Source organism: Clostridium caldaquaticum, from assembly GCF_023806125.1.
GTDB lineage: Bacteria > Bacillota > Clostridia > Clostridiales > Clostridiaceae > Clostridium_AT > Clostridium_AT caldaquaticum.
Genome location: NZ_JAMSKT010000019.1, coordinates 13340 through 37244, shown reverse-complemented (window position 1 = coordinate 37244; position 23905 = coordinate 13340). Strand labels below are relative to the sequence as shown.

Annotated in this window: 17 protein-coding genes and 1 pseudogene; 15 read left to right on the top strand and 3 right to left on the bottom strand. The window is 34.1% G+C overall.

Annotated elements, in window-relative coordinates:
* Positions 1-502: 502 nt before the first annotated feature.
* Positions 503-1063, bottom strand: coding sequence for an ATP-binding protein (locus tag M2651_RS11890; protein WP_350338303.1), 561 nt, complete (start codon positions 1061-1063; stop codon positions 503-505).
* Positions 1064-1098: 35 nt separating this feature from the next.
* Positions 1099-2487, bottom strand: a pseudogene (gene istA, locus M2651_RS11885) (IS21 family transposase).
* 58 nt (positions 2488-2545) lie between these two features.
* On the opposite strand from istA, the gene M2651_RS11870 reads away from it, so the two are divergent.
* Together M2651_RS11870 and M2651_RS14470 are read left to right on the top strand one after the other, a co-directional pair.
* Positions 2546-2743 carry a hypothetical protein gene (locus tag M2651_RS11870; RefSeq protein ID WP_252132568.1) on the top strand — a complete coding sequence of 66 codons (198 nt, stop codon included), beginning with the start codon at positions 2546-2548 and terminating at the stop codon, positions 2741-2743.
* On the top strand, positions 2730-2879 hold the full coding sequence (locus tag M2651_RS14470; RefSeq protein WP_350338302.1) for an IS66 family transposase zinc-finger binding domain-containing protein: 150 nt from the start codon (positions 2730-2732) through the stop codon (positions 2877-2879). Before M2651_RS11870 ends, M2651_RS14470 begins: the two co-directional genes overlap by 14 nt.
* Before the next feature lie 521 nt (positions 2880-3400).
* On the opposite strand, the gene M2651_RS11865 is transcribed toward M2651_RS14470, so the two are convergent.
* The gene (locus M2651_RS11865; protein ID WP_252132567.1) at positions 3401-4645 is read right to left on the bottom strand and encodes a helix-turn-helix domain-containing protein; all 1245 of its coding nucleotides are present in this window, start codon (positions 4643-4645) and stop codon (positions 3401-3403) included.
* A 181-nt stretch (positions 4646-4826) separates the two neighbouring features.
* Here M2651_RS11865 and M2651_RS11860 point away from each other — a divergent pair, with 181 nt between their 5' ends.
* From M2651_RS11860 to M2651_RS11800, 13 genes are all read left to right on the top strand, one after another.
* On the top strand, positions 4827-7130 hold the full coding sequence (locus M2651_RS11860; RefSeq protein ID WP_252132566.1) for a glycoside hydrolase family 2 protein: 2304 nt from the start codon (positions 4827-4829) through the stop codon (positions 7128-7130).
* A gap of 46 nt (positions 7131-7176) precedes the next feature.
* Positions 7177-8637, top strand: coding sequence for an MFS transporter (locus M2651_RS11855; protein ID WP_252132565.1), 1461 nt, complete (start codon positions 7177-7179; stop codon positions 8635-8637).
* A 132-nt stretch (positions 8638-8769) separates the two neighbouring features.
* The gene (locus tag M2651_RS11850; protein ID WP_252132564.1) at positions 8770-10065 is read left to right on the top strand and encodes a glycoside hydrolase family 1 protein; all 1296 of its coding nucleotides are present in this window, start codon (positions 8770-8772) and stop codon (positions 10063-10065) included.
* A gap of 17 nt (positions 10066-10082) precedes the next feature.
* A complete protein-coding gene (locus M2651_RS11845; protein WP_252132563.1) occupies positions 10083-10928 on the top strand; it encodes a sugar phosphate isomerase/epimerase family protein in 846 nt (281 codons plus the stop codon).
* 19 nt (positions 10929-10947) lie between these two features.
* On the top strand, positions 10948-13617 hold the full coding sequence (locus tag M2651_RS11840; protein WP_252132562.1) for a glycosyl hydrolase: 2670 nt from the start codon (positions 10948-10950) through the stop codon (positions 13615-13617).
* A 170-nt stretch (positions 13618-13787) separates the two neighbouring features.
* Entirely contained in the window at positions 13788-14894 is a 1107-nt protein-coding gene (locus tag M2651_RS11835) for a hypothetical protein (protein ID WP_252132561.1), read from the top strand.
* 321 nt (positions 14895-15215) lie between these two features.
* Positions 15216-16562, top strand: a complete 1347-nt coding sequence (locus M2651_RS11830) for a sigma-54 interaction domain-containing protein (protein ID WP_252132560.1) — start codon at positions 15216-15218, stop codon at positions 16560-16562.
* A gap of 260 nt (positions 16563-16822) precedes the next feature.
* Positions 16823-18184: an acyclic terpene utilization AtuA family protein gene (locus M2651_RS11825; protein WP_252132559.1), complete on the top strand. Its 1362-nt coding sequence runs from the start codon at positions 16823-16825 to the stop codon at positions 18182-18184.
* Between the two features lie 15 nt (positions 18185-18199).
* The gene (locus M2651_RS11820) at positions 18200-18502 is read left to right on the top strand and encodes an AtuA-related protein (RefSeq protein WP_252132558.1); all 303 of its coding nucleotides are present in this window, start codon (positions 18200-18202) and stop codon (positions 18500-18502) included.
* Positions 18503-20197, top strand: coding sequence for a CocE/NonD family hydrolase (locus tag M2651_RS11815; RefSeq protein ID WP_252132557.1), 1695 nt, complete (start codon positions 18503-18505; stop codon positions 20195-20197).
* 65 nt (positions 20198-20262) lie between these two features.
* Entirely contained in the window at positions 20263-21891 is a 1629-nt protein-coding gene (locus M2651_RS11810; RefSeq protein WP_252132556.1) for an extracellular solute-binding protein, read from the top strand.
* Between the two features lie 93 nt (positions 21892-21984).
* Positions 21985-22950 (top strand): ABC transporter permease, encoded by a 966-nt coding sequence (locus tag M2651_RS11805; protein ID WP_252132555.1) that lies wholly within the window; start codon positions 21985-21987, stop codon positions 22948-22950.
* Positions 22951-22962: 12 nt separating this feature from the next.
* Complete coding sequence (locus M2651_RS11800; protein WP_252132554.1) at positions 22963-23859, top strand: carbohydrate ABC transporter permease; 897 nt, start codon at positions 22963-22965, stop codon at positions 23857-23859.
* The last annotated feature ends 46 nt before the right edge of the window (positions 23860-23905 follow it).

The window sequence follows — 23905 nt, the reverse complement described above, 5'->3', positions numbered from 1 at the left end:
TCTAGAATATTTTTTCATGCTTTATTCGAAATGAAAAGGCTTATTATAATTTGTTATTTGCATAAATGTATAGATATCAATTTTTAGATGCCCCCTTACTATAGGGGGTTCATCTTTACGCAAAATCTATATTAATGCGTATTAGTATCATCATTCTATCAAAACACACGTTGAGTGTGTCGTGAAGATAGAGAAGAAATAGCTTGAAATCAAAGGCTTGGGGCAATTTGCCCCTTTTTTTCATGTGTGTTTGTATGTTCCCTCAGACTACGGTTTGGGGAATTTTTACTTGAGGGGGTTGTACTAATTCGCTAAATTAGGAGTATTTGGATATTTGCAAAATGGTATGAAGAGTTGCGGTAAGAATACAAAATACTAAAAGCTAAATTATCAGTTACCGAGGAGTTCTCGGATACTTAGATGTATCTCAAAAATAAGTATTTACAAATATACGTATATAAAATACAATATAAGTATATTTGTAAAGGGTGATGAGAATGGATTATATAAAGAAATTAGAAGATTTAATTAAGGAAAACAATGGAACGATAGTAACCTCCGAAGTTTCTTTTATCCTATAAGATGGTCCACTCATGTTCACAACATAAGATTTGTGAGTTAGCCTATCCGTCATTGCTGCAGTCATTACAGGGTCACCAAATATTTCGCCCCATCTATCAAAAGAAAGGTTAGTGGTGATTATAGTGGATTTTTGCCCAGCTCTAAGGGAAATATGGGTAAAAAGGAGCTCCGCCCCCTCCTTATCAGCAGAGATGTATCCAAATTCATCAAGTATAACTAAGTCGTACTTAGAAAGTTTATTTTGAAAACCTCTTAAACTCTTAGTGGATTTCAACCCCTTTAACTGTGTAATAAAAAGCGGTACAGTTGTGAATAATACTTTATATCCTTCTAAGCATGCTTTTATTCCTAATGCGATAGCAATGTGGGTTTTTCCAGTTCCACAGTTTCCAGACAAAATAACATTTTGACCATCTTTTATAAACTTTAAGCTGCTGAGATACTTTAATTTTAGTTGAGCGTCAGCTGGTAGATCTTCAATAGGTAATAAGCATATTTTCCCTTTATATGTGCTTACTAAATATTTAGAAGGCTGTTAAATTCATTTAACATACTAAGTGAGTTATTCATAATTTCATCATTATGGTCTGCCAAATAAACAATTTTAGGATCATCTTTTCTACAACAAATAAACTCAATTTTATCAATGCTTATATCTGTTGGGCATAACTCTTGTAAATTCTTAATGGCATTATCAATAGATATAAGACCATAGATCCCAACTAATTCAATAAGCCTTACAAAGTCTTTTTCATTGCTCTTAAAATATTTAGAATAAATGTCTTTAAGCGTATTATCCATCTGTTTAAAAGCTGTACTGTTAACTAGAGCCTTCGGCTTTTTAAAAAGAGTTTTAGAGTAATGGGGAATATCTATATGCCATAGATTCATACCATAAATCTTATCATGTCTGGCAATTTCCTTCTCATTATAAAAAACTAAAATTTTAGTAGTGTAAACCTTGCAGCGTACTATTGTGCCAACATAATCATCTGGTACAGAGTAATAGCAGGAATCAACCATAATTGTTGAATATTTATTTACTCTTAGATCTGTAATGGTTGCAGTTTCATATAAAGGCATATCTGGCAATAAGTACTCTCGTTCTTCGTTTAATAATTCTAACGGTGACTTATTGCAATTAGATAGAGTTTGTGAATTTAATTTATCTATCATTTCATCAAGATAAGCGTTAGCCTCATTAAGAGAGCCAAATGTGCAATCTCTTGAAAATGCTTTTCTTCTTACAAATTCAACACTTCTCTCAACGTGTCCCTTTTCATTACCGCTATATGTATTGCAGAATCTAAATAAAAATTTATAGTATATAGATAGCTTTAACAGTGCTTCCGTTGGTTCTTTTTCTGTATGCCCTACAAACTTTGCTACCGCAACTCTTGTATTATCATAAACAACAGTCCTGTAATTTCCCATAATTTTCTTAAAAACAAAGCGTGAGCTTCTAGAAAGCAACTTGTATTCTGTTTTGGAAATAATCTAGCCCATCTATAATTACTATAGGCTGCAGTAAATACAGCTAGTTGAAACTCTTTTATGCCTCCATCATTCATCTTAAGCTTTACTGTTCCAAAATCAAATTCTACAATATCTCCAGGTGCATATTCCTGTTTTATGTACGCTTCGCGTTTCTTTCTTTCAATGCTATTTATGGTATTTACAACTGATGGGTAGCTTATGTCATATCCTTCTTCAATTAAAGCCTCGTACATATCAATCTTTTTCTCCTAAATTGTCATTGACTTCAGTAAGCTTTTTTTCATAGGCTTTAATATATTTTCTTATGGTCTCTCTAGCAATTCCTGATTTTTTACTTATCTGTCTCTGTGACTTACCTTCTCTAATATACTTTAATATAATTTCTTGCTTCTCATTCAAATTTATCACCTTCCACACTTCCTCTTATACCCAATATTATTACCTAAATATTGTTAGTATAATTGTTTTGGAAAATACTAGTGGGCAGGTTTTTATTATTACTTGGCACAGTTATAGTTTAGACAATACAAACACTTTTTATGTAGGAAAAAAAGATAACCTTGCTAATTTAGAAAGAGTTGCTATTAAACATAAATTAGATGATGACAATGCAACTTGTGATAAATGCCATGATAAATTAACTATAAACTATAATAGGAACTAAAACAAAAGAAATTTTTAAATATAAACCAGCACAGCTTTATATAGAGGAACATATAACCTACAGCTATGCTTGTAAGTCCTGCGAAGAAACAGATGAAAAGGTAAATATAATTACAACAATATTGAAAAGTATTTAATTTATCTTATGGATGTGCTATGCAATTTAGATAAGATAGATACAGATACGCTATTAAAATACATGCCTTGGTCCAAAGAACTTCCTGAAGAGTTAAAGCTTCAAAACAAAAATATCCATGGAACAAAAGATTAAAAATAATCCAGTAGAAGGCTTTACAGCTTATTCTACTGGATTTATTTTATAAAAGGATAACTGAGCAGTGAATACGGAAATTTTTTGAAACTAACGTTTTTTGGCAACCGGGAGACAGTTTATAAATGTTCCATATTAACATTTTCTTTTTCAGTTAAGTTATAGAAGAAAAATAAATTAAATTGCATGATGTTGAATGTTTCTTATATGTAATCAATGATTTTGTTTGGAATAGTCACGATTACCTTGGTGAAGCCGGTCTTGGAAAGCAGGAATCTGTAGAGCCTGAAGAGACAGCGGTTGCTTTTAGAAGCCCCCATATAGTCAAGTAACCGTGTAAAACTTCTAATGATGCCGATTTAGACTTGTACGGTTTTGCTGCATGGTTTATTTCAGATTCTTTCTGTATTCCGAAGGTGTCATTTTCTTAAATTTTTTAAATACTTTTGAAAAGTAATTAATATCATTAAATCCAACCATATAAGCTATGTCTGTTATTGATATATCTTTATTTTCCATAATATACACAGCCTCATTTATTCTTTGTATATTTATATATTCAGTAATATTATATTCCGTCTCTTTCTTAAATTGTCTGGACAGTACATAGGGATTCACATTAATAGCCTTAGAAATAGTTTCGAGACTAAGTTCGATGTCAATATTTTTTCTTATATATTCTATAGCCTTTTTTGTAAGATAATTATAGTTTCTTAGTGACAGCTTTTTTACAGCTTTGCAGTAATCTAAAGGCATCTTATTAAGCAGTTTTGATAACTGTTTGATAGTTGTTGTTTGTTCAATTTGTACTGCATATTTCCCCGACATGTTGTGAATATCCACGGGATGAAGCCCGCCTTTTTCTGCAGCCTTTCTTAGAAGAGTATTTAATACAAAAGCTAAGTTTTTTCCTGCTCGTAAAGGATCGTTAGGAACCCGAGCCTGCAAATCATGGTTTATGAGAGAAGATTCTTGGAATATTTCTTCAAGTTTTTCGATATCACCTATTTCAACAGCGTGGAGAAAGTCATTTTCATTTTTATATATTTTTTTAATCGTATCTGTAGATTTTTCTGTGTTTTGCTTTATAAAATCTCTTAAAATTGGTGATTCGGTCTGAAAGCTGTGTTTTATATTTCTGATACTAACATTATGCATTTCCATAAACTCAATATTTAATGCGTTATAGGATAGAGATTCAGCAATAATTTTAGCCTTATAAGTGCTTATCAATGGAAGAGAAAGATAATATTGTTCAATTGCATCTTTGAGAGAAATTGAAAGCTTATTTTCAGAAATTATACTTTCAATCATTAATTTATTAGGTTCTTCAGTAAGGTAAGGCCCTACAATAATGCTTCCAAGGTATTTATTGTTTTGGCATACTTTAACAGAGACAAAGTTAGTCATGTATGGGGTTAAATGCATAAATACGTCTTCATCGGAATTAAAATCCTGTAGATTTAACAGCTCATCTAGCTTTCTGAAGTAAGGTTTTAAAATTTCTGGTATTTGTGTATGACCGTATTCAAATAGAACATTTAAGGATGAATCTATAAAAATAGTATCTAAATTAGTAAGATTAAATGTAAATTTACAGAGTTTTTCGATTGAGGTTTTGAATGCAAACATTTTAATACATCCTTTCGTTAATTAAGCTGCCTTATAAATTATATATATTATAACTTACAATAAATAGTAAAGAAAAGTTAAAATATTACTAAAAAAGTCAATATATTGCGAGTATAAAAAAGCTATATAATATATTATAGATGTAAAAGATTACTACTACAGAATGAGGAGTGAATGCTTAGTGCGAAAAATTATTAATATCAATAACGGATGGAAGTTTTTAAGACAGGACGAAATTGAAGCTATGAATAAAAACTATAATGATGAGAGCTGGGAAAGTATAAATCTGCCTCATACATGGAATGCCATTGATGGTGTCAATGGAGATGATTTTTATAAGGGAGTATGCTGGTATAGAAAAGAATTTATTATAGCTACATTAGAGAAGGGGAAAAAGGTTTTTATAGAATTTGAAGGTTCTAACAGTATTACTGATGTTTATGTAAACGGTAAGCACCTTGGACAGCACAGAGGAGGATATTCTACTTTCAGGTTTGATATAACCGAGGCTGTAGAATACGGCAGCAAAAATATATTGGCTGTAAAGGTTGATAATACAGTTGTAGACTATGTATATCCTCAGATGGCTGATTTTACCTTTTTTGGTGGAATCTATAGAGACGTAAATATAATAATTACTAATAACGTTCATTTTGATTTGATGGATTATGGTTCAAAAGGAGTATATATAATCCAAAAAGAAGTGAGCAAGGAAAAGGCTTCGCTGATTATAAAAACCAGATTGGTTAATCAAAATGGCGAAGACAAGAAAGTAAGGCTTTGGACAGATATTTGTGATGCAGAGGGCAGTAGTGTAACTTATGCAGCAAAAGAAGTTATAATATCTGCAGGTGAAACTAAAGAAGTTGAGTTGTTAGCTTTAATAGAAAGCCCAACACTTTGGAATGGAAGAAAAAATCCTTATTTATATGAAGCAAAAATTTCTGTGACGAGCTTTAATGATAGATTAGACGAGCTTTCAATTCCTTTTGGGGTTAGATATTTTAGAGTTGATGCTGAAAAAGGCTTTTTCTTAAATGGAGAACATCTTCCATTACATGGAGTTTCAAGACATCAGGATAGAAAAGATATGGGCTGGGCAATAGGCCATGCAGAACAGCTTCAAGATATGGAACTTATTAAAGAGATAGGAGCTACATCCATAAGACTTGCTCATTATCAGCATGACCAATTTTTCTACGACTTGTGCGATAGAGAAGGTATGATTGTATGGGCTGAAATACCATTTATATCAGTTATGATGAAGTCGGAATTTGAGGGCATAAACGCAAAACAGCAGATGATTGAACTTATCAGACAAAATTATAATCACCCTTCAATAATGTTCTGGGGAATACAAAATGAAATTCAAATCGGCGGCGAAAGACCTGAAGTAAGAAAGGTTGTTAAGGAGCTTAATGAGATTACTAAAAAAGAGGATCCAACAAGGTTGTCTACGATGGCAAATGTTTTCTTTGTAGATGAAACCGATGAGTATAACTTTATAACTGATGTAGTTGGTTATAATCTATACTTTGGATGGTATAGAGGTAAGGCGGAGGATTTTTCAGATTGGCTTGATAATTACCATAAGGCTAATTCAGATGTATCTTTATGCATATCTGAATATGGTGCTGAAGGTATTGTAGAATATCATAGTAGCACCCCGAAAGTAAAGGACTATACCGAGGAATACCAGGCACTATTGCATGAAAAAGTTTGGAAAATATTTGAGGGGAAATCTTTCTTATGGGCAACCTATGTATGGAATATGTTTGACTTTGGAGCAAATATAAGGAACGAAGGCGGCGTAAAAGGAAGAAATAACAAAGGTCTTGTAACCTACGACAGAAAGATTAAAAAAGATGCTTTTTATATGTACAAGGCTCATTGGAGTGATGAAAAATTTGTGCATATCACAAGTAAGAGATTTATAGACAGAACTGAAGATAAAATACAGGTTAAAGTTTATTCAAACTGCAGTGAAGTAACACTTTATATAAATGGAAAAGAATTAAAGTCAAAAGCAAATTGTCATAAAATCTTTGTATTTGAAAATGTTATGCTGCAGGATGGTATAAATATAGTTAAGGCAGTAGGCATAAGTAATGGTGATGTTTATGAGGATTTAGCAGTGTTTAACAAGGTAGCTGAGAAAAATGCAAGCTATGAAGCTCCTGTAAATGACAAAGGAAGATCAGCAGAAAATTGGTTTAAGATGCCTGACTTAAGCGATGTAGTTGTGGAGGATATTGATATTACTGGCGATGTTTACTCAACACGCTGCACCTTTGAGGAAATTATGAAAAATGAAGAAGCCAAGAAGGTACTTAGAAAGTATCTAGGGAAAATGGATGAACATCCTTCTTTTGCTATGATTCGATGGATGAGCATTGACAGAATATCTACTTTGGCAAAAGACGTATATAATGAAAAAATGATGTACATGCTTAACAAGGAATTAACCAAGATTAAAAAAAATTAGATCTTGGTTAAAAATTATAAATATTAAAAGAAAAGAGGAGTAATATATGAAAAAAGAGAAGAAACAATTTCCTTACAATGCTAAAACAAGCTTTGGTGTTACCGGAGTATCTATTATTAACATTATTGCATCTGCATTTATGTCCAATTATTTTTTATTGTACTTAACTGACTATGCGAATCTTGGTGTGCTTGGTGCAACAATAGCTCCTACCATCTTGCTTATTGGTAGAGTTGTAGACGCTGTTAACGACCCATTGCAGGGCTGGATTATGGATAACGCAAAACCTAGAAAATTTGGCAAATATCGATTCTTTACTTTAATCAGCATGGTTTTAACTCTTATTAGTATCTGCTTCTTGTACAGTATTCCAAATGGAATTAAAACAAATGTTGTGATGTTATTTATTTGGGTGTTATTCTTTTATCTGATGTATGATATGGGTGCCTCATTTTTTGCAGTAACGCCTATAATACAAAGCTTTGGCTCTGACCACGTACATCGCTCCAAGCTCATGATGTACCATCGTTTGTTAGCAGTGTTTGTTGGTGCTGTGTTCTCCATGTTCTTGATGATGGTTAATGCAGTAAATGCTAAAGTAGGCAATTTTGGTAAATCATTTTCTATCACGACTTTTATCGTATGCATCATAGCTTTTGCTATTTCGATTACCTGCCTGATGATGTTTAAAGAAGGTGGAAATCATGAAGAGGATGCCAAATCTCAAGAAAACAACAAGGTTGGATTAAAAGATTTTAAAGAAGTGTTTACGAAAAATAAGGCATTTTTAGTTCATTTTATTGGTCAGATTTGCCGTGGTATGGTATTTGCACTTGCTGGTGTGGCAGGTATGTATTACGTAAAATGGGCGTACTGTGCAAATCTTACAACAGGTGTTGTGGATTTTAAACAATTTGGTTTATATTCTGCTATTGGTGCTATAAGCTCTATGTTACCGATGCTCATATCTGCTATGATTTCACCTTTGCTTGCAAAAAAACTTGGTTCTAGTGTAAAACTGCTTAATCTTGGTTGCTATATCACATTCGTTGCCACATTAGGACTTTTCGTGCTGCAAATTCTCGGTATTTTGCGTATGAGCTACTGGATTAATTTTACCCTTACCTTTATATATTCTTTCGGTAATGGTTTATGCTTTGTTCCGGCGCAAACCATGTGGATGGAGTGCATTGATTACAACAAGCATATAAGCGGCAAGGGTATGGGTGGTATTATCTCTACTCTCAGCACTTTTCTCGGTAAAGCACAGGCTGCTATCGGTACATTAATCACAGGCCTTGTGCTCGGAGCTGTAGGCTATGTTGTAGACTCCGCAACTGGCAATTATGTTGGTGATTTAAGCCGAATTCCATCCATGCTTACTTGGTTCATGGTAGCAAGCGGTTTGATTCCAGCTATTTTTTCCGCACTTTCTGTTATAATTTATAAATTCTACCCAGTAGGCGTAGTGAATAAAATGGAACAAGCAAGCAAATTAAATATATAATATTTACCCATTCAGAACAAAAAATACGAGAGATTAAAAACGTTTTAATGTATCATTATAATATGGGATTAGATTTTAATATATCTATTTCTATATATGATAAGTAAGTTTTTAGGGTTGGAGGAAAAGTAAATGAAAAAATTCAATGAAAATTTTATGATAGGTGCGGCTACTGCAGCCCATCAAGTAGAAGGAAATAATAAAAACAGTGATTTTTGGGTATTGGAGAATATTCCAGGATCTATGTACAAAGAGCCGTCTTTAGACGCAGTTGACCATTACAACAGATACAGGGAAGACATTAAGCTGCTTAAAAATGCAGGCTTAAATGCATATAGGTTTTCAATAGAATGGGCAAGAATAGAGCCATTAAAAGGCAGATTTGATAAGAATGAAATTGAGCACTATAGAGATGTGCTGAAATTCTGCCATGCGAATGGGGTAACACCTATAGTAACTCTACACCACTTTTCATCGCCAAAATGGCTGATTCAAGAAGGTGGATGGGAAAGTGAAACTACTGTGGAGTACTTTGGTAACTATTGTAAGAACGTTGTTTCTGAATTAGGTAACTTAATACCATATATTTGTACAATAAATGAAGCAAATATGGGAATACAAATAGCGAGAATAATGAAAGAGTATCAAGCTAAGATGTTAAAAGCTGCAGAGGCAAAATCAGCAAATGGGGATGTTCAGGTAGGTATTAACGTAAGCGGACAAAGTACCATGGAGAAATATTATAGAGCCGCTGGAGAGGCATTTGGAGTTGAACCAAGAAATATACACACTTTCCATGAGCCTCGCACTAAAAATGGCGATTTAATTATTATGAGAAGCCATATAAAAGCTAGAGAAGTTATAAAGGAAGTAAATTCAGATATAAAGGTTGGATTAACTATGTCTCTTTATGACTATCAGGCATTACCAGGCGGCGAGGGATATATACAAGCATTATGGGATGAGGATTTTCTGCATTATCTTCCATATATTAAGGAAGATGATTTCTTAGGAGTTCAAAACTATACCCGTAAGGTCTTTGGACCAAATGGTAAGATAGAGCCTGATGAAAATACAAAAATGACAGAGGCTGGAAATGAATATTATCCATTATCCTTGGCAGGAGTTTTGAGATTTGTTTCAAAATACTGGAATAAACCTATTATAGTAACTGAAAATGGTATATCAACTAGCAACGATAAAGATAGAGTGGAATTTATAAAAGAAACAATGAAGGGACTTTATGAGTGCCTTGAAGAAGGAATCAATGTTCTAGGATACATGCACTGGTCTTTAATCGATAATTTTGAATGGCAACTTGGATATAAGCCAAAGTTTGGTCTTATAGCTGTAGATAGAACTACACAAAGAAGAATTCCAAAGGAAAGCTTGACGGTGTTAGGGGATATAAAAAAATACGGGTTCTAGGAAGGAAGATCAGATATATGACCATTAAGGCGGTACAACAATTTCAGCTTCGAACAGTCATGGAAACGGAGAGTAAAGCCCGGGAAACCTTGCAGCTTATGAAAGAGGTCGGATACAACGGTATTGAGCTGAATGGTTTTATGATTAAGAAAATGCCAATGAGTGTTCGTATACTTACCAGAATGGCAGGAATGCCCATGGGGCGAAGCGGTAATCTTAATTGGAAAAAGCTTATAATAGAGTCAGGTTTAAAAGTTGTGAGTGTTCATGAGGATTTAGGAAGCATTTTAAACAGGACTCAGGAAATCATTGAGGAAGCCAAAGATTTTAAGACAGAGTATGTTGTTTTAACAGGGATGCATCATTTCGACTATTCAGATAAGAAAGCAGTCTTAGAACTGATAGATAAGCTTAATCATGCAGGAAAACTTCTGAAAGAAGGCGGCATAAATTTTCTTTACCATAACCATAATTGTGAATTCCGCAAGGTGGAGTTAGGAAAGACTGCTTATGAACTGATTCTTCAAAATACGGATCCACAGTATGTAAACTTCGAGTTTGATTCTTACTGGCCAACGGAAGCTGGAGCAGATGTTTTGGCATTAATGGATACCCTTGGGGAGAGAATGAAACTCTATCACATTAACGACAGGGGAAGCAGAGTAACCGGACGAGCCAGCCCTATTTTAAAATCCGACAGTATAGAGTTAGGATATGGAAACATGAACTTGAAGGATATGGTAGAAAAAGCAAAAAATTACGGTGTAAAAGCTATTATTCTTGAAAGCCACAGAAACTGGATTGACAAATCTCCAATCAAATCATTTCAGGTTAGTGCGGATTTTTTGAATAAGTATGTTTAGTAAGACAGGGGGTAATACAATGAACTCAAAAATTAAAAATCTACTGCAGTCAAAAGGTAGTAATTACATCTTTCCTTTTCTATGGATTCATGGAGAAGAAGAGTCAGTGCTTAGAGAATATATGGGAGCTATACATGCATCAGGTATAGGAGCGGTTTGTATAGAAAGCAGACCACATCCTGATTACTGCGGACCACAGTGGTGGCATGACATGGATATTATTCTTGATGAAGCTAAAAAACGCAATATGAAGGTATGGATTTTAGATGACAGTCATTTTCCTACAGGATTTGCAAATGGTGCATTAAAAGATGAACCTGCAGAGCTTCATAGACAGTTCCTTTACTATTCTTCCGTAGAAGTTGTGGGGCCTATGAAATCAGCACAGTTAAATATAACAAAGCATGCCAAGTTTACTAAGAATCCACTTGCGGGCGATTCATTTTTTGCCAGAGGAAACAAGGAAAGAAGATACTTTGATGATGACAAACTTCTAAGCATATGTGCGGCTCGTATTGACGAAAGCTTTGATGCATCAACACTTGTTGACATAACTGAGTTTGTTGAAGATGGACAGCTTGTATGGGATGTTCCTGCTGGTAAATGGAAGATTTATGTTAACTTTCTTACTAGGAATGCCGGAACTCGTGAAAATTATATCAATATGCTTAACAAGAAAAGTGCAAGAAAACAAATCGAAGCAGTATATGAGCCTCACTTCGAGCACTATAAAGATGAGTTTGGTAAAACCATTGCGGGCTTCTTCTCTGATGAGCCGGAGCTTGGCAATGGCGAAATGTACAGTAATAAAGCTATTGGAGAAGATCAGGATCTTCCATGGAGTGATGAAGTGGAAGAGCAGATGCTATGTCGTATAGGAAATGAATGGAAAACAAAACTTCCTCTTCTGTGGGAAAATGGGAGATTTCCAAATGAAGCAGCAAAGGTACGTTATACTTATATGGATATCATAACAAGACTTGTTGAAGAGAATTTTTCAAAGCAAATAGGAAAATGGTGTGAAGAGCGAGGCGTTGAATACATTGGTCACTTAATTGAGGACAATAACTCACATGCAAGACTTGGCTCAACTCTTGGACATTTTTTTCGTGGCCTTTCCGGTCAGCATATGTCAGGGATTGATGATATTGGAGGACAGGTAATGCCTGCAGGAGAAATTTATCCTAAAAAAACTTTTATAAAAGAACGTGATGGAGAATTCTATCACTATATGCTTGGCAAGCTAGGCAGTTCCTTTGGAGCTATTGATCCTATTAAGAAAGGACGCACCATGTGTGAAATATTCGGCGCCTATGGCTGGAGCGAAGGCGTTCGCATAATGAAATATCTTGTGGATCACTTTCTTGTAAGAGGCGTAAATCACTATGTACCACATGCTTTTTCCTGTAAGCCTTATCCGGACCCTGACTGCCCTCCACATTTTTATGCTAACGGTCATGATCCACAGTTTAAGCATTTTGGAGCCTTAATGAGATATCTGAATCGTATGTGTGCATTAATCAGTGACGGAGTAAGGGTAACTCCTGTGGCTATACTTTATCATGCAGAGGCAGAATGGACAGGTAAATATATGCTAAGTCAAAAGCCTGCACATGTACTTATGGACAATCAAATTGACTTTGATTTTATCCCTTCTGATGTATTTGCTGAAAAGGAAAGATACAATACAAAATTAGGCAGGATTTTAAAGATTAATAATCAGGAGTACAAGGCTTTAATTGTACCTTATGCACAATATATCACTGAGACTACAGCTAAGGCTGTAATTGAACTTAAGAAAGCAGGTTTTCCTGTTATATTTATTGATACTCTTCCATTAGGAGTTGTAAATGGAAGCAATAGCCTGATGACTGAGCTGTCAGACTGTAAAGTAGTAGCACTAGACATGTTGGTTTCTGAACTGAAAGAAAACTCTGTTACAGAAATTAAAGTAGAACCTGCATTCTCAATGCTTAGATATTTACATTACAAAGAAGATAATGATATTTATATATTCACAAATGAAAATGTAGCTGAGACTTTCAGAGGAACTGTTACCGTACCAATGACAGGATGCTTATATGGATACGATGTTTGGAGAAATGAGCTGCATGAGGTTAAGATATTGCAAAATGGACAGAGCACTACTCTTTATCTAGATATACCACCTTATCAAAGTGTAGTGGTAGTTTTTGATAAGGCTGAAGACATTGAAATCAAGCCTGAACTTTCATATGATGAAGAACTTGTTTTAAACGATGGCTGGATCATGAGCTTTTCAAAATCTATTGAGTATCCTGATTTTCATGGAGAGCAGAGGATAAGCTCCTTTGAAAATGTCGCGCTAAAGTATCCGGACTTCTCAGGATTTATCCGCTATGAAAATGAAATCGAAATTGGTAAAATAAAAGGTGCAGCTCTCATCATACAAGATGCCTTTGAAGGTGTAGAAGTATTTGTAAATGAGGAATCTGTTGGAATTCAAGTAGCTCCGCCCTTTGTTTTTGATGTAAGCAACAAGCTTAAGCAGGGTAGAAACAAGCTCCGCATTGAAGTGGCAACAACACTTGAGCGTGAGAGACATTTTGCACCTTCCACATCAGGTGACTTCTTTGCAATGCTGTCAAAAGGACCTATATTGGGACCAACAGGTATTGTGGGGGATGTTAAGCTATTGATTAAAAAATAGGAGGAGAAAATATTTATGAAATACGTATGTAATCCAATCAACATGGAATACAAATATCAGTTCATTGATAACAATGGTAAAATATCGGTTTCAAGATAGGCTGAAGCTCCTTCTATTTATAATGTTCAAAGGGAAATACTTTCTTTTTCCTTCCATGACTGCAGGATTTTTTGCAAGCGATAATCTCACGAAAGTATGCCTGCACAGGAACTCAGTACAATATATACGGTGATGATGTATATGTATCTGATAGACCATTAGATCCTTTTACTTTAGATAAAAACAATCCATATTCCTATAAACCAGGCGGTTTTATTCCTGGAGCAGGACATGGTTCCACAATGGAAGATAAGTTCGGAAATTTTTGGCATGCTTCAACCATGAGAATAAGTGTAAATCATATATTTGAAAGACGATTGGGAATATGGCTGGCAGGATACGATAAAGATGGGGAATTGTTTTGCAATCAGCGATATGGTGATTGGCCAATGAAAATTCAACAGGCAAAGATGGATCCATGGAGTAATCCGGAGTGGATGCTTCTTTCTTATGGTAAGCCTGCTAAAGCCTCATCCTTTGAGGAAGGAAAAGAGCCATTTAAAGCTACAGATGAAAATGTTCAAACCTGGTGTAAAGCCTCTTCAAATAAATTAGGGGAATGGCTTGAAGTTGATCTTAAGGAAATTTGTGATGTATATGCCATTCAAATAAACTTTGCAGACGATAATATAGATACTCAACTTCCAGAGGGAGTAGCTTTCTATAGAGTAGGATCCCCAAAAAGATATATAGATGAAAACAGGCACTATACAAGATGGATTTTAGAAGGTTCATTAGATGGAAAAGAATACTTTGTTATTGAGGATAAATCAAAAGCAGATACGGATTTGTCCCATGATCTTGTAGTAAAAGAGAAAGGACTTAAAGTGCGTTTTGTCAGATGTATAGTAAAGGAACTTCCTTATAATCAAAATGCATGTATCTCTGGTCTTAGAGTATTTGGAATAGGAAATGTTGAACTTCCTAAGAAAGCTGCAGGAGTTACATTAGAAAGATTAAGCGAACTTTCTCTTTTGGTTAAGTGGGAAGACGTTGGCTCTGTAGGATATAATGTGATTTGGGGCTTTGCATCGGATAAATTTTATCACAGCTACATGGTTTTTAGCAGCAATGAAGTAAAGATAGGTGCTTTAATCAAAGGTGAGCCGGTATATGTAAGAGTTGATACCTTTAATGAAAAAGGTATAACTGAAGGGGATGTATGTAAATTGAATTAGCTTATGATGATAGAACTATTAGTTTTTGTATGTAAGCAAAAGAATCTATATAAATTCATTAATTTTTACTCAAATTATGAACGAAAAGTGTTAAGCTAAAATATGGTAAATTCAGCTTGTAATTTTGTTATTTTTTCAAAGGAAAATAATCATTCTTGTAGAATATACATAAGTATTCACTTCACTTTATTTTGTATCTTTAATGATATTTAAATATTGGATATTTTGGGGTGAATTTTCTTTTTGAATAATTATTAAAAGTTTTACAGTCATAGATTTATTGCTGATGCTTGATACAAGTGTATAAAGGTGGGACTGCTTATGTATATTAGTGAATTAGAAAAAAGTATATTTGAGTCTCTTTACGATGGTGTATTAATTGCAGATAAAGATTGCAAAGTAGTATATATAAATAACGCTTATACTAGAATTACAAAAGTCAGACCTGAAGATATTATTGGTCGTTCATTAGATACTGTCAGGAAAGGAAGCAAGCTTCCGGAAGTTATAAAAAGTGGCAGAAAACTTTTGGGTATTCGTAGGAAGGTTGATGGTATAGAGTATGTTGTAAACATAGTGCCCATTATAAAGAATGATAAAATTATTGGAGGTGTATCAATTCTTAATGAGATAAATGATATTTATAAATTGGTTGAAGAGCTTAGAAAATCGAATAATACAATTATGAATTTAAAGAAACGTGTTAAGCAGATGGAAAATGCCAAGTACACTATAGAAGATATTATAAGCTCTGATGCAAAATCTGAAAATACAAAAGAACTTGCTTTAAAAATTGCTCATAAGGATATAAATGTACTTATAACTGGTGAAAGCGGCACAGGAAAAGAGTTATATGCTCAGTCCATTCATAATGCCAGTTCAAGAAGAAATGAATCTTTCGTGCCGCTGAACTGTGCAGCTTTGGATAACAATCTGTTTGAAAGTGAATTATTTGGTTATGAGGAAGGTTCCTTTACAGGATCAAAAAAAGGTGGTAAGACAGGACTTATTCAAGAAGCTGATGGTGGCACAATCTTTTTGGACGAGATTTCTGAACTTGATTACAAGCTTCAGGCAAAACTTTTAAGATTTCTTCAAGAACGTTGTATAAGACCTGTAGGAGGTGTTATGGAGATACCTGTGGACGTAAGAGTAATTGCAGCTACCAACAAAAATCTTGAAACTCTTGTAGCTGAAGGAAAATTTAGACAAGACCTTTACTACAGGCTTTCAGTAGCTACTCTAAACCTTTATCCTTTAAAAGAGCGTAGAGGTGATATTCTGCCTCTCATTAATAATTTTCTTCTGCATGCTCAGTATAAATTTAATAATAAAGTAGAAATGTCAGAGGAAGCTCTTGAGCTTCTTTTAAACTATGACTGGCCTGGAAATGTAAGAGAATTAAAAAATACTGTTGAATTTGCTGCAATGATGGCAGCAGGAGGTATAATAAGAAGTGAGGATTTGCCAAAGAAGATTCAGAAAGAAGGATTAAGAAAGGATATTATACCAATAAGGACTTTAGAAGAAGTAGTCAAACAAGCTGAAATCAATGAAATTAAAAAGGCTTTAATGAAATATGGAAATTCCGTTGAAGGAAAGAAAAAGGTGGCACAGGCTTTAGGTATTTCTCTAGCTTCACTATACAACAAAATAAATAAATATTAAACAAAGTAAAGAGTTTCTAATTTTTTAGAATTAATATGTATGATTTCTAAAAAATTAGAAACTCTTTTATTTTGTGCTGAAACATTAATAATAAAACTTTTGACTGGAAAGTAATTTCCAAAAAATGAGAAATTATATAAGGATTATTTTATAATGGCTAGCTGATTGCAATAGTTTTAATACTGGCACAAAAATTGCTTTAATTTAAGTATATAAACATTTTATTTTATGTAAGTAAAGACATAAGGAGGTTTTTTAACTTGAGGAAGTTGAGGATAGGTTCCGGAGCTGGTTATGGCGGAGACCGGATCGAGCCTGCAATAGAGATAATGAAAAAAGGCAACCTGGATTATATTATATTTGAATGTCTTGCTGAGAGAACTATAGCTCTGGCACAGAAACAGAAACTTAAGGAACGGGATAAAGGTTACAATGAATTGTTTGAATACAGAATGAAGAAAATATTGCCAATTTGTATAGAAAAAAAGGTAAAAGTTGTAACCAATATGGGGGCTGCAAATCCACTGGCTGCTGCAAAGGTAACTAAGCAAATGGCGGAGTCAATGGGTATCAGGAAGTTGAAAATTGCAGCTGTTCTTGGTGATGATGTTTTTTCAAATATTGAAAAGTATTTGGATCTTGAGATTATGGAAACAGGAGAAAAGCTAGAAACTATAAAACATTTGATAATTTCAGCTAATGCCTATATTGGTACAAAAGGTATTGTTGAGGCATTGGAAAATGGTGCGGATATAGTTATTACTGGAAGAGTAGCAGACCCATCTTTGGTACTTGCCCCTTTAATCTATGAATTTGGATGGAAATATGATGATTATAAAATGTTGGGAAAGGGTACCTTGGCGGGACATCTGCTGGAGTGTGCAGGACAGGTTACAGGAGGATATTACGCTGATCCGGGATACAAAGATGTTCCAGATTTATGGAATATAGGTTTCCCTATAGGAGAAATTTATGAAAACGGTGATATCATTATAACCAAGCTTGAAGATGCTGGCGGAATTGTAACGGTTGATACGTGTAAGGAGCAAATACTCTACGAAATACAGGATCCACAAAGATACTACACACCGGATGTTATAGCTGATTTCTCAAAAGTAACAGTGGAACAGGTGGAAAATAATAAGGTACTTGTAAAGGGAGCAAGTGGTATTAAAAAGACAGAACTTCTTAAAACCAGTATAGGCTATAAAGATTGTTATATTGGTGAAGGCGAAATAAGCTATGGTGGCTCCGGAGCTTTAGAAAGGGCAAAATTAGCTGGGGATATTATTAAGAAAAGACTTGAATATATTGAGTTACCAATAGAGGAACTAAGAATTGATTATATTGGAGTGAATTCTTTATATAAGGATAAATTGAGTAATACTATAAAAAAAGGAAGGAATGATTTTAATGAGGTAAGATTAAGAGTAGCAGCTAGAACTTTAAACAAGGAACATGCTGAAATAATAGGGAATGAAGTTGAGGCACTATACACAAACGGACCGGCAGGTGGTGGTGGTGCAAGAAAATATGTGAGAGAAATAGTATCTATTGCATCAGTAATGATACCGGAAAGGGATGTAGATATTAAGGTAGTATATGAAGAAATTTGTGTATGATTGCGAGGTGTAAAAATGAAGTTAAGGGAGATAGCACATTCCAGGACTGGAGATAAAGGCAATATTTCCATAATTTCACTTATTGTTTATAATATTGATAATTATGAAAAAATTAAAAACCAGGTTACTGCTAACAGGGTAAAAGAATGGTTTAAGGAAATAGCTTTTGGGGAGGTTAAAAGATATGAAATACCATCTTTAGGCGCACTTAATTTTGTGATGGAAAACGCCTTGGGTGGTGGAGTAACAAGGTCGCTTGCAATTGATATGCATGGAAAGAGCTTAAGTTCAGTACTATTAGATATGGAGGTAATATAAATGGAGGAAAATGATTTTGTGAATATGATTGTTAACAGGATAAGAAATTCTTTCAAAAACAGTGTACGAGCCGAATCTCATGAAATAGGTGATATTAAGAATATAATGGTGCCCATGTCTGATGGTACAAGACTTCGGACTATAGTATGTTTCCCAAAGGGGAAGGGGCCTTGGCCTGTAATATTTACACGAACTCCTTATCCACATAATGAACCTATAAGTTTGGCTAAATCAGAGGAATATGCCAAAAGAGGTTATGTGTCTATATTTCAGTATTGCCGTGGTACAGGCGGTTCGGAGGGTGTGTGGGTGCCTAATGAAAATGAAAGAAGAGACGGAATAGATGCAATAAATTGGCTTGCAGAGCAGGAATGGTGCAGCTCCATAGGAATTTATGGATTTTCTTACAGCGGTCTTACTGCCTGGATTATTGCAGATAAACTTCCTGAAAAAGTTAAGACTATTTATCTTGCTCATTACAGCGTAGACCGTTATCTTTCATTATACAAAGATGGATTGTTTTGTCACGACATACTTACAGCATGGACAATGGAGAATTCAGGATATGAAATTAACGTGGATTATATAAAGTCTTGTCTTTATCGTCCTCATATAAATGTAGATGAAAAATTATGGGGTGTAAAGCTGCCATGGTATAGGGATTGGCTATTGAATACTGATTATCAGTGTGAATATTGGCAATCTGGGGTGTGGAAAACGTTAAGAGAAATGCCTAAGAAAGTCAAAGTGCCAATGTGTATAGTAGCAGGTTGGTATGATCATCATCAGGAGGGCACCATTTTAGGATATGATGAATTAAGTCCTGAAGTAAAGGCTCATAGTAGACTTGTAATTGGTGGTTGGAACCATTTTATGGTACCCTGTATTGATGCACATGAAACTAAAAATGCAAAAATAAATGATGAAATTGATATGTTTCAGTGGTTTGAAAAAATATTGATGGAAAGGAAACTACCTGATGCCGAAATAAAAGCTTATATGGTAGGTAATGATGAGTGGGTAAAATGGGATAAATGGCCCATAGTAAATAGTGGACAAAAGGTTTTTAATTTAACAGGTGATAAAAGAGAAAGTTGTAATTCATATAGACTTTCTTATATAGCAGAAAATAAATTAAGTGAAATAAAGTTTGATTATAATCCGGAAAATCCAATTTATTCTCATGGTGCGGATACACTTTTTAAAACTATGGAGGAACAAGGAAGTCTTTTACAGTATGAGCCAGGTTACAGGGATGATGTCTTGAGTTTTGTTTCAGAACCTATATCAGAAGATATGTGTATAATCGGAGAGATGAATGTAAAACTTTTTGTGAGTTCAGACTGTGAAGATACCAGTTTTACAGTAAAAGTTATGGAAGTTAAGTCTAATGGAAAGGCCTATAATATAAGATCCAGTATAACTACTCTTGCTTATAGGAATAATTCATCAATAAGGTTAACTTATGAACCAGGAGAAGTAGTAGAAGTAAATATAAAGCTTCTGCCAATTACATGGAATATAAGGGCTGGCTCAAGATTACGCATAGATGTTTCTTGTTCGGATTTTCCGCAGTTTGCAATTCACTCTAACTATGTAGGAAATTGGGCTATTCAGGAAAAGGTTAAGGTAGCTCATCAGACTATTTATTGTGGAGGTAAGTATAAGTCGTTAATAGAGATTCCAATAAAATAGTTAAAAATTAAATTGATAACAGCAATAAAGCTGTTGTTTATAAATTAAAAAGGGGGAAAAGAAAAATGATAAGAAAAAAAACTATGCTGGGTCTTTTATTAAGTTTTTCAATCATTATGTCTATGACAACAGGATGTTCTTCAAGTAAAAATACTTCTGCGGACACTGAAAATGTATCACAGACTGCAGTGACAGAAAACTCATTGCCGCTTACAGATAAGCCTGTTACTCTTAAATACTGGGTTACGAATGCAAGTTCAGAGCAGATTAAGAATTACAATGAAACTCTCAGTATGCAGGAGATAGAAAGGAAAACAGGGGTTCATATTGAGTTTATCCATCCAACTGCAGGACAAGAACAGCAGGCTTTTAACTTGATGCTGGCCTCTGATGATATGCCGGATATAATACAGGAGCGTGAAGGAACTATTTACTATCCTGGTGGTCCGGATAAAGCTATTGCTGACGGTGTGTATCTTAAATTGAATGATTTAATTGAAAAATATGCTCCTAATTATTCTAAATTAATGTCTAAGAATCCAACTGTTGCAAAACTAACAGTGACTGACTCAGGAAACAGATGGGCATTTTTCCATTTGACTGACGGAGCAGAACCTGCTTGGACCGGATTTGTGGTTCGTAAGGACATGCTAGACAAAGTAGGCTTGAAGACTCCTGTAACTTTGGATGACTGGCATGAGGTATTAACTGCTTTTAAAACAAAGTTAAATGTAGAAGCTCCTCTTCTTTTACCTAATACAGGTGTTCCTTTATTCAATCAGATTTTGTCCGCTTGGGATATAGGAGGAAGTTTTTATCAAGTAAATGGCAAGGTAAAATATGGTCCATGTCAGCCTGAATATAAGGAATATCTTACTCTTATGAACCAATGGTATAAGGAAGGCTTGATTGATAAGGATTTCATGGGGCGTACTGATGCAGGTTTTGAAATTATGGCACCAGCAAATCTTGCAGCAAGTAATAAAACAGGTATGTTTTCAACTTTATGGGGTCTTACAGCTAATGCTTATATTATATATGGTAATGTAAAGGATAACCCGGATTTCTATTTAGAGGCTATACAAGCCCCTAAGAAAACTCCAGATCAGAAGATTAAATTCAATTATCCTTCTTATGAAGTACGTGAAGGTACTGCAATCACTAAGAGCTGTAAGAATCCAATTCTTGCTGTTAAATGGCTGGATTACCTATACACTGAAGAAGGAAGTAATATAGTAAACTATGGTAAGGAAAATGATACCTTTATACTAAAGGATGGAAAACCAGTTTGGACAGATAAGGTTCTTAAAGCTTCAGGAGATTTGACTCCAAATGCTGCTATGCATAAGTATGCAAGATGGGATGGTCCTGGAGTTGTAGATTATAAGCGTATGTGGCAGGTATATAATGCAAGTGGACAGAGTGCATCATTGGAAGCATGTAATGTATGGGCTAAAGATGGTATAGATTATGTAATGCCTCCAGTAACTCTTACTTCCGATGAATCTTCAGAATTTAGTAATATTATGCCCGATATAACAACCTACGTAAATGAAATGACTGTAAAGTTTATAATTGGTACTGAACCATTAAGCAAATTCGATGATTTTGTTAAACAGATTAACAACATGAGAATTGAGGAGGCTATTAAGATACAGCAGACAGCTCTTGATAGATTTAATAACAGAAAGTAACATTTCTTTTAGTATACTGTTATGGTGATAAATAATCACCATAACAGTTAAAAGCTAACTTTTATTATTTATAACTATAAATGGAGGTTGAATATGCATACATTGAAAGATACAGTACCAGGAACAGGTGAAATTAAATTAAAGAAAAGAAGCTTACTTAAAGATATAGCTATTGATATACGTAAAAACACTGTTATATATTTGATGGCAGTTCCTATGCTTTTATATTTTATTATATTCAGTTATATTCCAATGACAGGAATTATTATGGCCTTTAAACGTTATTCACCGGCTTTAGGTATATTTAATAGTCCTTGGATAGGGTTTAAAAATTTTTATGATTTTTTTAACAGTTATTATTTTTTTCGATTATTAAGGAATACATTTTTACTCAGTTTTTATGATCTGTTGTTTAACTTTCCTATTCCAATTGTTTTTGCATTGCTTTTAAATGAAATAAAAGGTAAATTTTTTAAACGAACTATTCAGACTATAAGCTATATGCCTTACTTTATATCCATGGTAGTAATATGTGGTATAATATCTGAATTTACTAATAGTAATGGTGTTATTACCCAGTTATTAAGTATTTTTGGTTTTGAGAAAAAGAATCTGCTTGGTCAGGCTAGTATGTTCCGTTCAATTTATGTTGGTTCTAATATGTGGCAGGGAATGGGTTATAGCAGTATTATTTATTTAGCTGCCTTATCAGGAATTGATCAAGAGTTATATGAGGCAGCAGAAATTGATGGAGCTGGTAGATGGAAACAGACATGGCATATAACCTTACCTGGTATTATGCCTACAATTGTTATTCTTCTTATCTTAAGAATGGGTTCAATGTTTAGTGTAGGCTTTGAAAAGGTTCTACTCCTATATAGTCCAGCAACCTATCAAACAGCAGATGTTATATCCACTTTTACCTATAGAAAGGGTCTTCTGGATATGAATTATAGTTTTAGTACTGCAGTAGGTATATTTAATTCTGTAATAAATACATCAATGCTTTTATTCAGTAATTGGCTAAGTCGTAAATATACAGACTCAAGTCTGTTCTAAGGAGGGAATTATATGGTTAGGAAAAAGGGACTGGGTAAATGGGCATTTGATATATTTAATTATGTATTTATGCTTTCAGTTGCTTTTATTTGTATAGCGCCACTTTTGCATGTATTTTTTATGGCTATCAGCGATCCTGGAATTGTAAATACAAAATCCGGTATAATGTTATGGCCTGAAGGTAAGATAAGCTTTAATGGTTTTAGATTAATTTTTCGTAATCCTAATATCATAGGAGGTTATATCAATACAATATTTTATGTTGTAGTAGGTACTTCAATTAGTATGCTTTTTACAGTCATTAGTGGATATGTTCTTTCAAGAAAGAGTTTAAAATATAGAAATGTATTAATGTTTATTGTAACTTTTACAATGCTTTTTAATGGTGGATTGATACCATTTTATTTGACTGTTAAAAATATAGGATTATTGGATAGTCGCTGGTCAATGCTGATTCCAAGTGCGCTTAATGTTATGAATATTATTATAATGCGTACTGCATTTTTGGCGATTCCAGACAGTCTAGAAGAATCTGCCCGTCTAGATGGTGCTAATGATTTGACTATTCTCTTTGTGGTGCTTCTTCCCTTGGTAAAAGCAACCGTTGCAGTTATAGCTCTATTTTATGCTGTAGGAAAATGGAATGAATGGTTTTTTGCATCCATATTCTTAAAAAAACGAGAACTCTATCCATTACAGCTATTCTTGCGAGAGATTTTGTTACAGAACCAGAATGCTGTGGATAGTGGTAGTGTTGCTCAGCAAATAGTTGCTGACAATCTTGATATTTATAAACCTCTTATAAAATATGCAACAATTTTGGTTTCAACAGTTCCAATTCTTTGTATTTATCCATTTGTACAAAAGTACTTTGTTAAAGGTGTAATGATAGGTTCAATAAAGGGATAGGAAAACTTATTAACATTCTAGGGGCATTGATTAATAAGTTGATGAA

Coding starts and splice junctions, on each gene's coding strand:
- M2651_RS11820 (WP_252132558.1), top strand. CDS start 18,200: ATGAAGTTAAGGGAGATAGCACATTCCAGGACTGGAGATAAAGGCAAT.
- M2651_RS11805 (WP_252132555.1), top strand. CDS start 21,985: ATGCATACATTGAAAGATACAGTACCAGGAACAGGTGAAATTAAATTA.
- M2651_RS11845 (WP_252132563.1), top strand. CDS start 10,083: ATGACCATTAAGGCGGTACAACAATTTCAGCTTCGAACAGTCATGGAA.
- M2651_RS11830 (WP_252132560.1), top strand. CDS start 15,216: ATGTATATTAGTGAATTAGAAAAAAGTATATTTGAGTCTCTTTACGAT.
- M2651_RS11800 (WP_252132554.1), top strand. CDS start 22,963: ATGGTTAGGAAAAAGGGACTGGGTAAATGGGCATTTGATATATTTAAT.
- M2651_RS11850 (WP_252132564.1), top strand. CDS start 8,770: ATGAAAAAATTCAATGAAAATTTTATGATAGGTGCGGCTACTGCAGCC.
- M2651_RS11810 (WP_252132556.1), top strand. CDS start 20,263: ATGATAAGAAAAAAAACTATGCTGGGTCTTTTATTAAGTTTTTCAATC.
- M2651_RS11865 (WP_252132567.1), bottom strand. CDS start 4,645: ATGTTTGCATTCAAAACCTCAATCGAAAAACTCTGTAAATTTACATTT.
- M2651_RS11855 (WP_252132565.1), top strand. CDS start 7,177: ATGAAAAAAGAGAAGAAACAATTTCCTTACAATGCTAAAACAAGCTTT.
- M2651_RS11840 (WP_252132562.1), top strand. CDS start 10,948: ATGAACTCAAAAATTAAAAATCTACTGCAGTCAAAAGGTAGTAATTAC.
- M2651_RS11815 (WP_252132557.1), top strand. CDS start 18,503: ATGGAGGAAAATGATTTTGTGAATATGATTGTTAACAGGATAAGAAAT.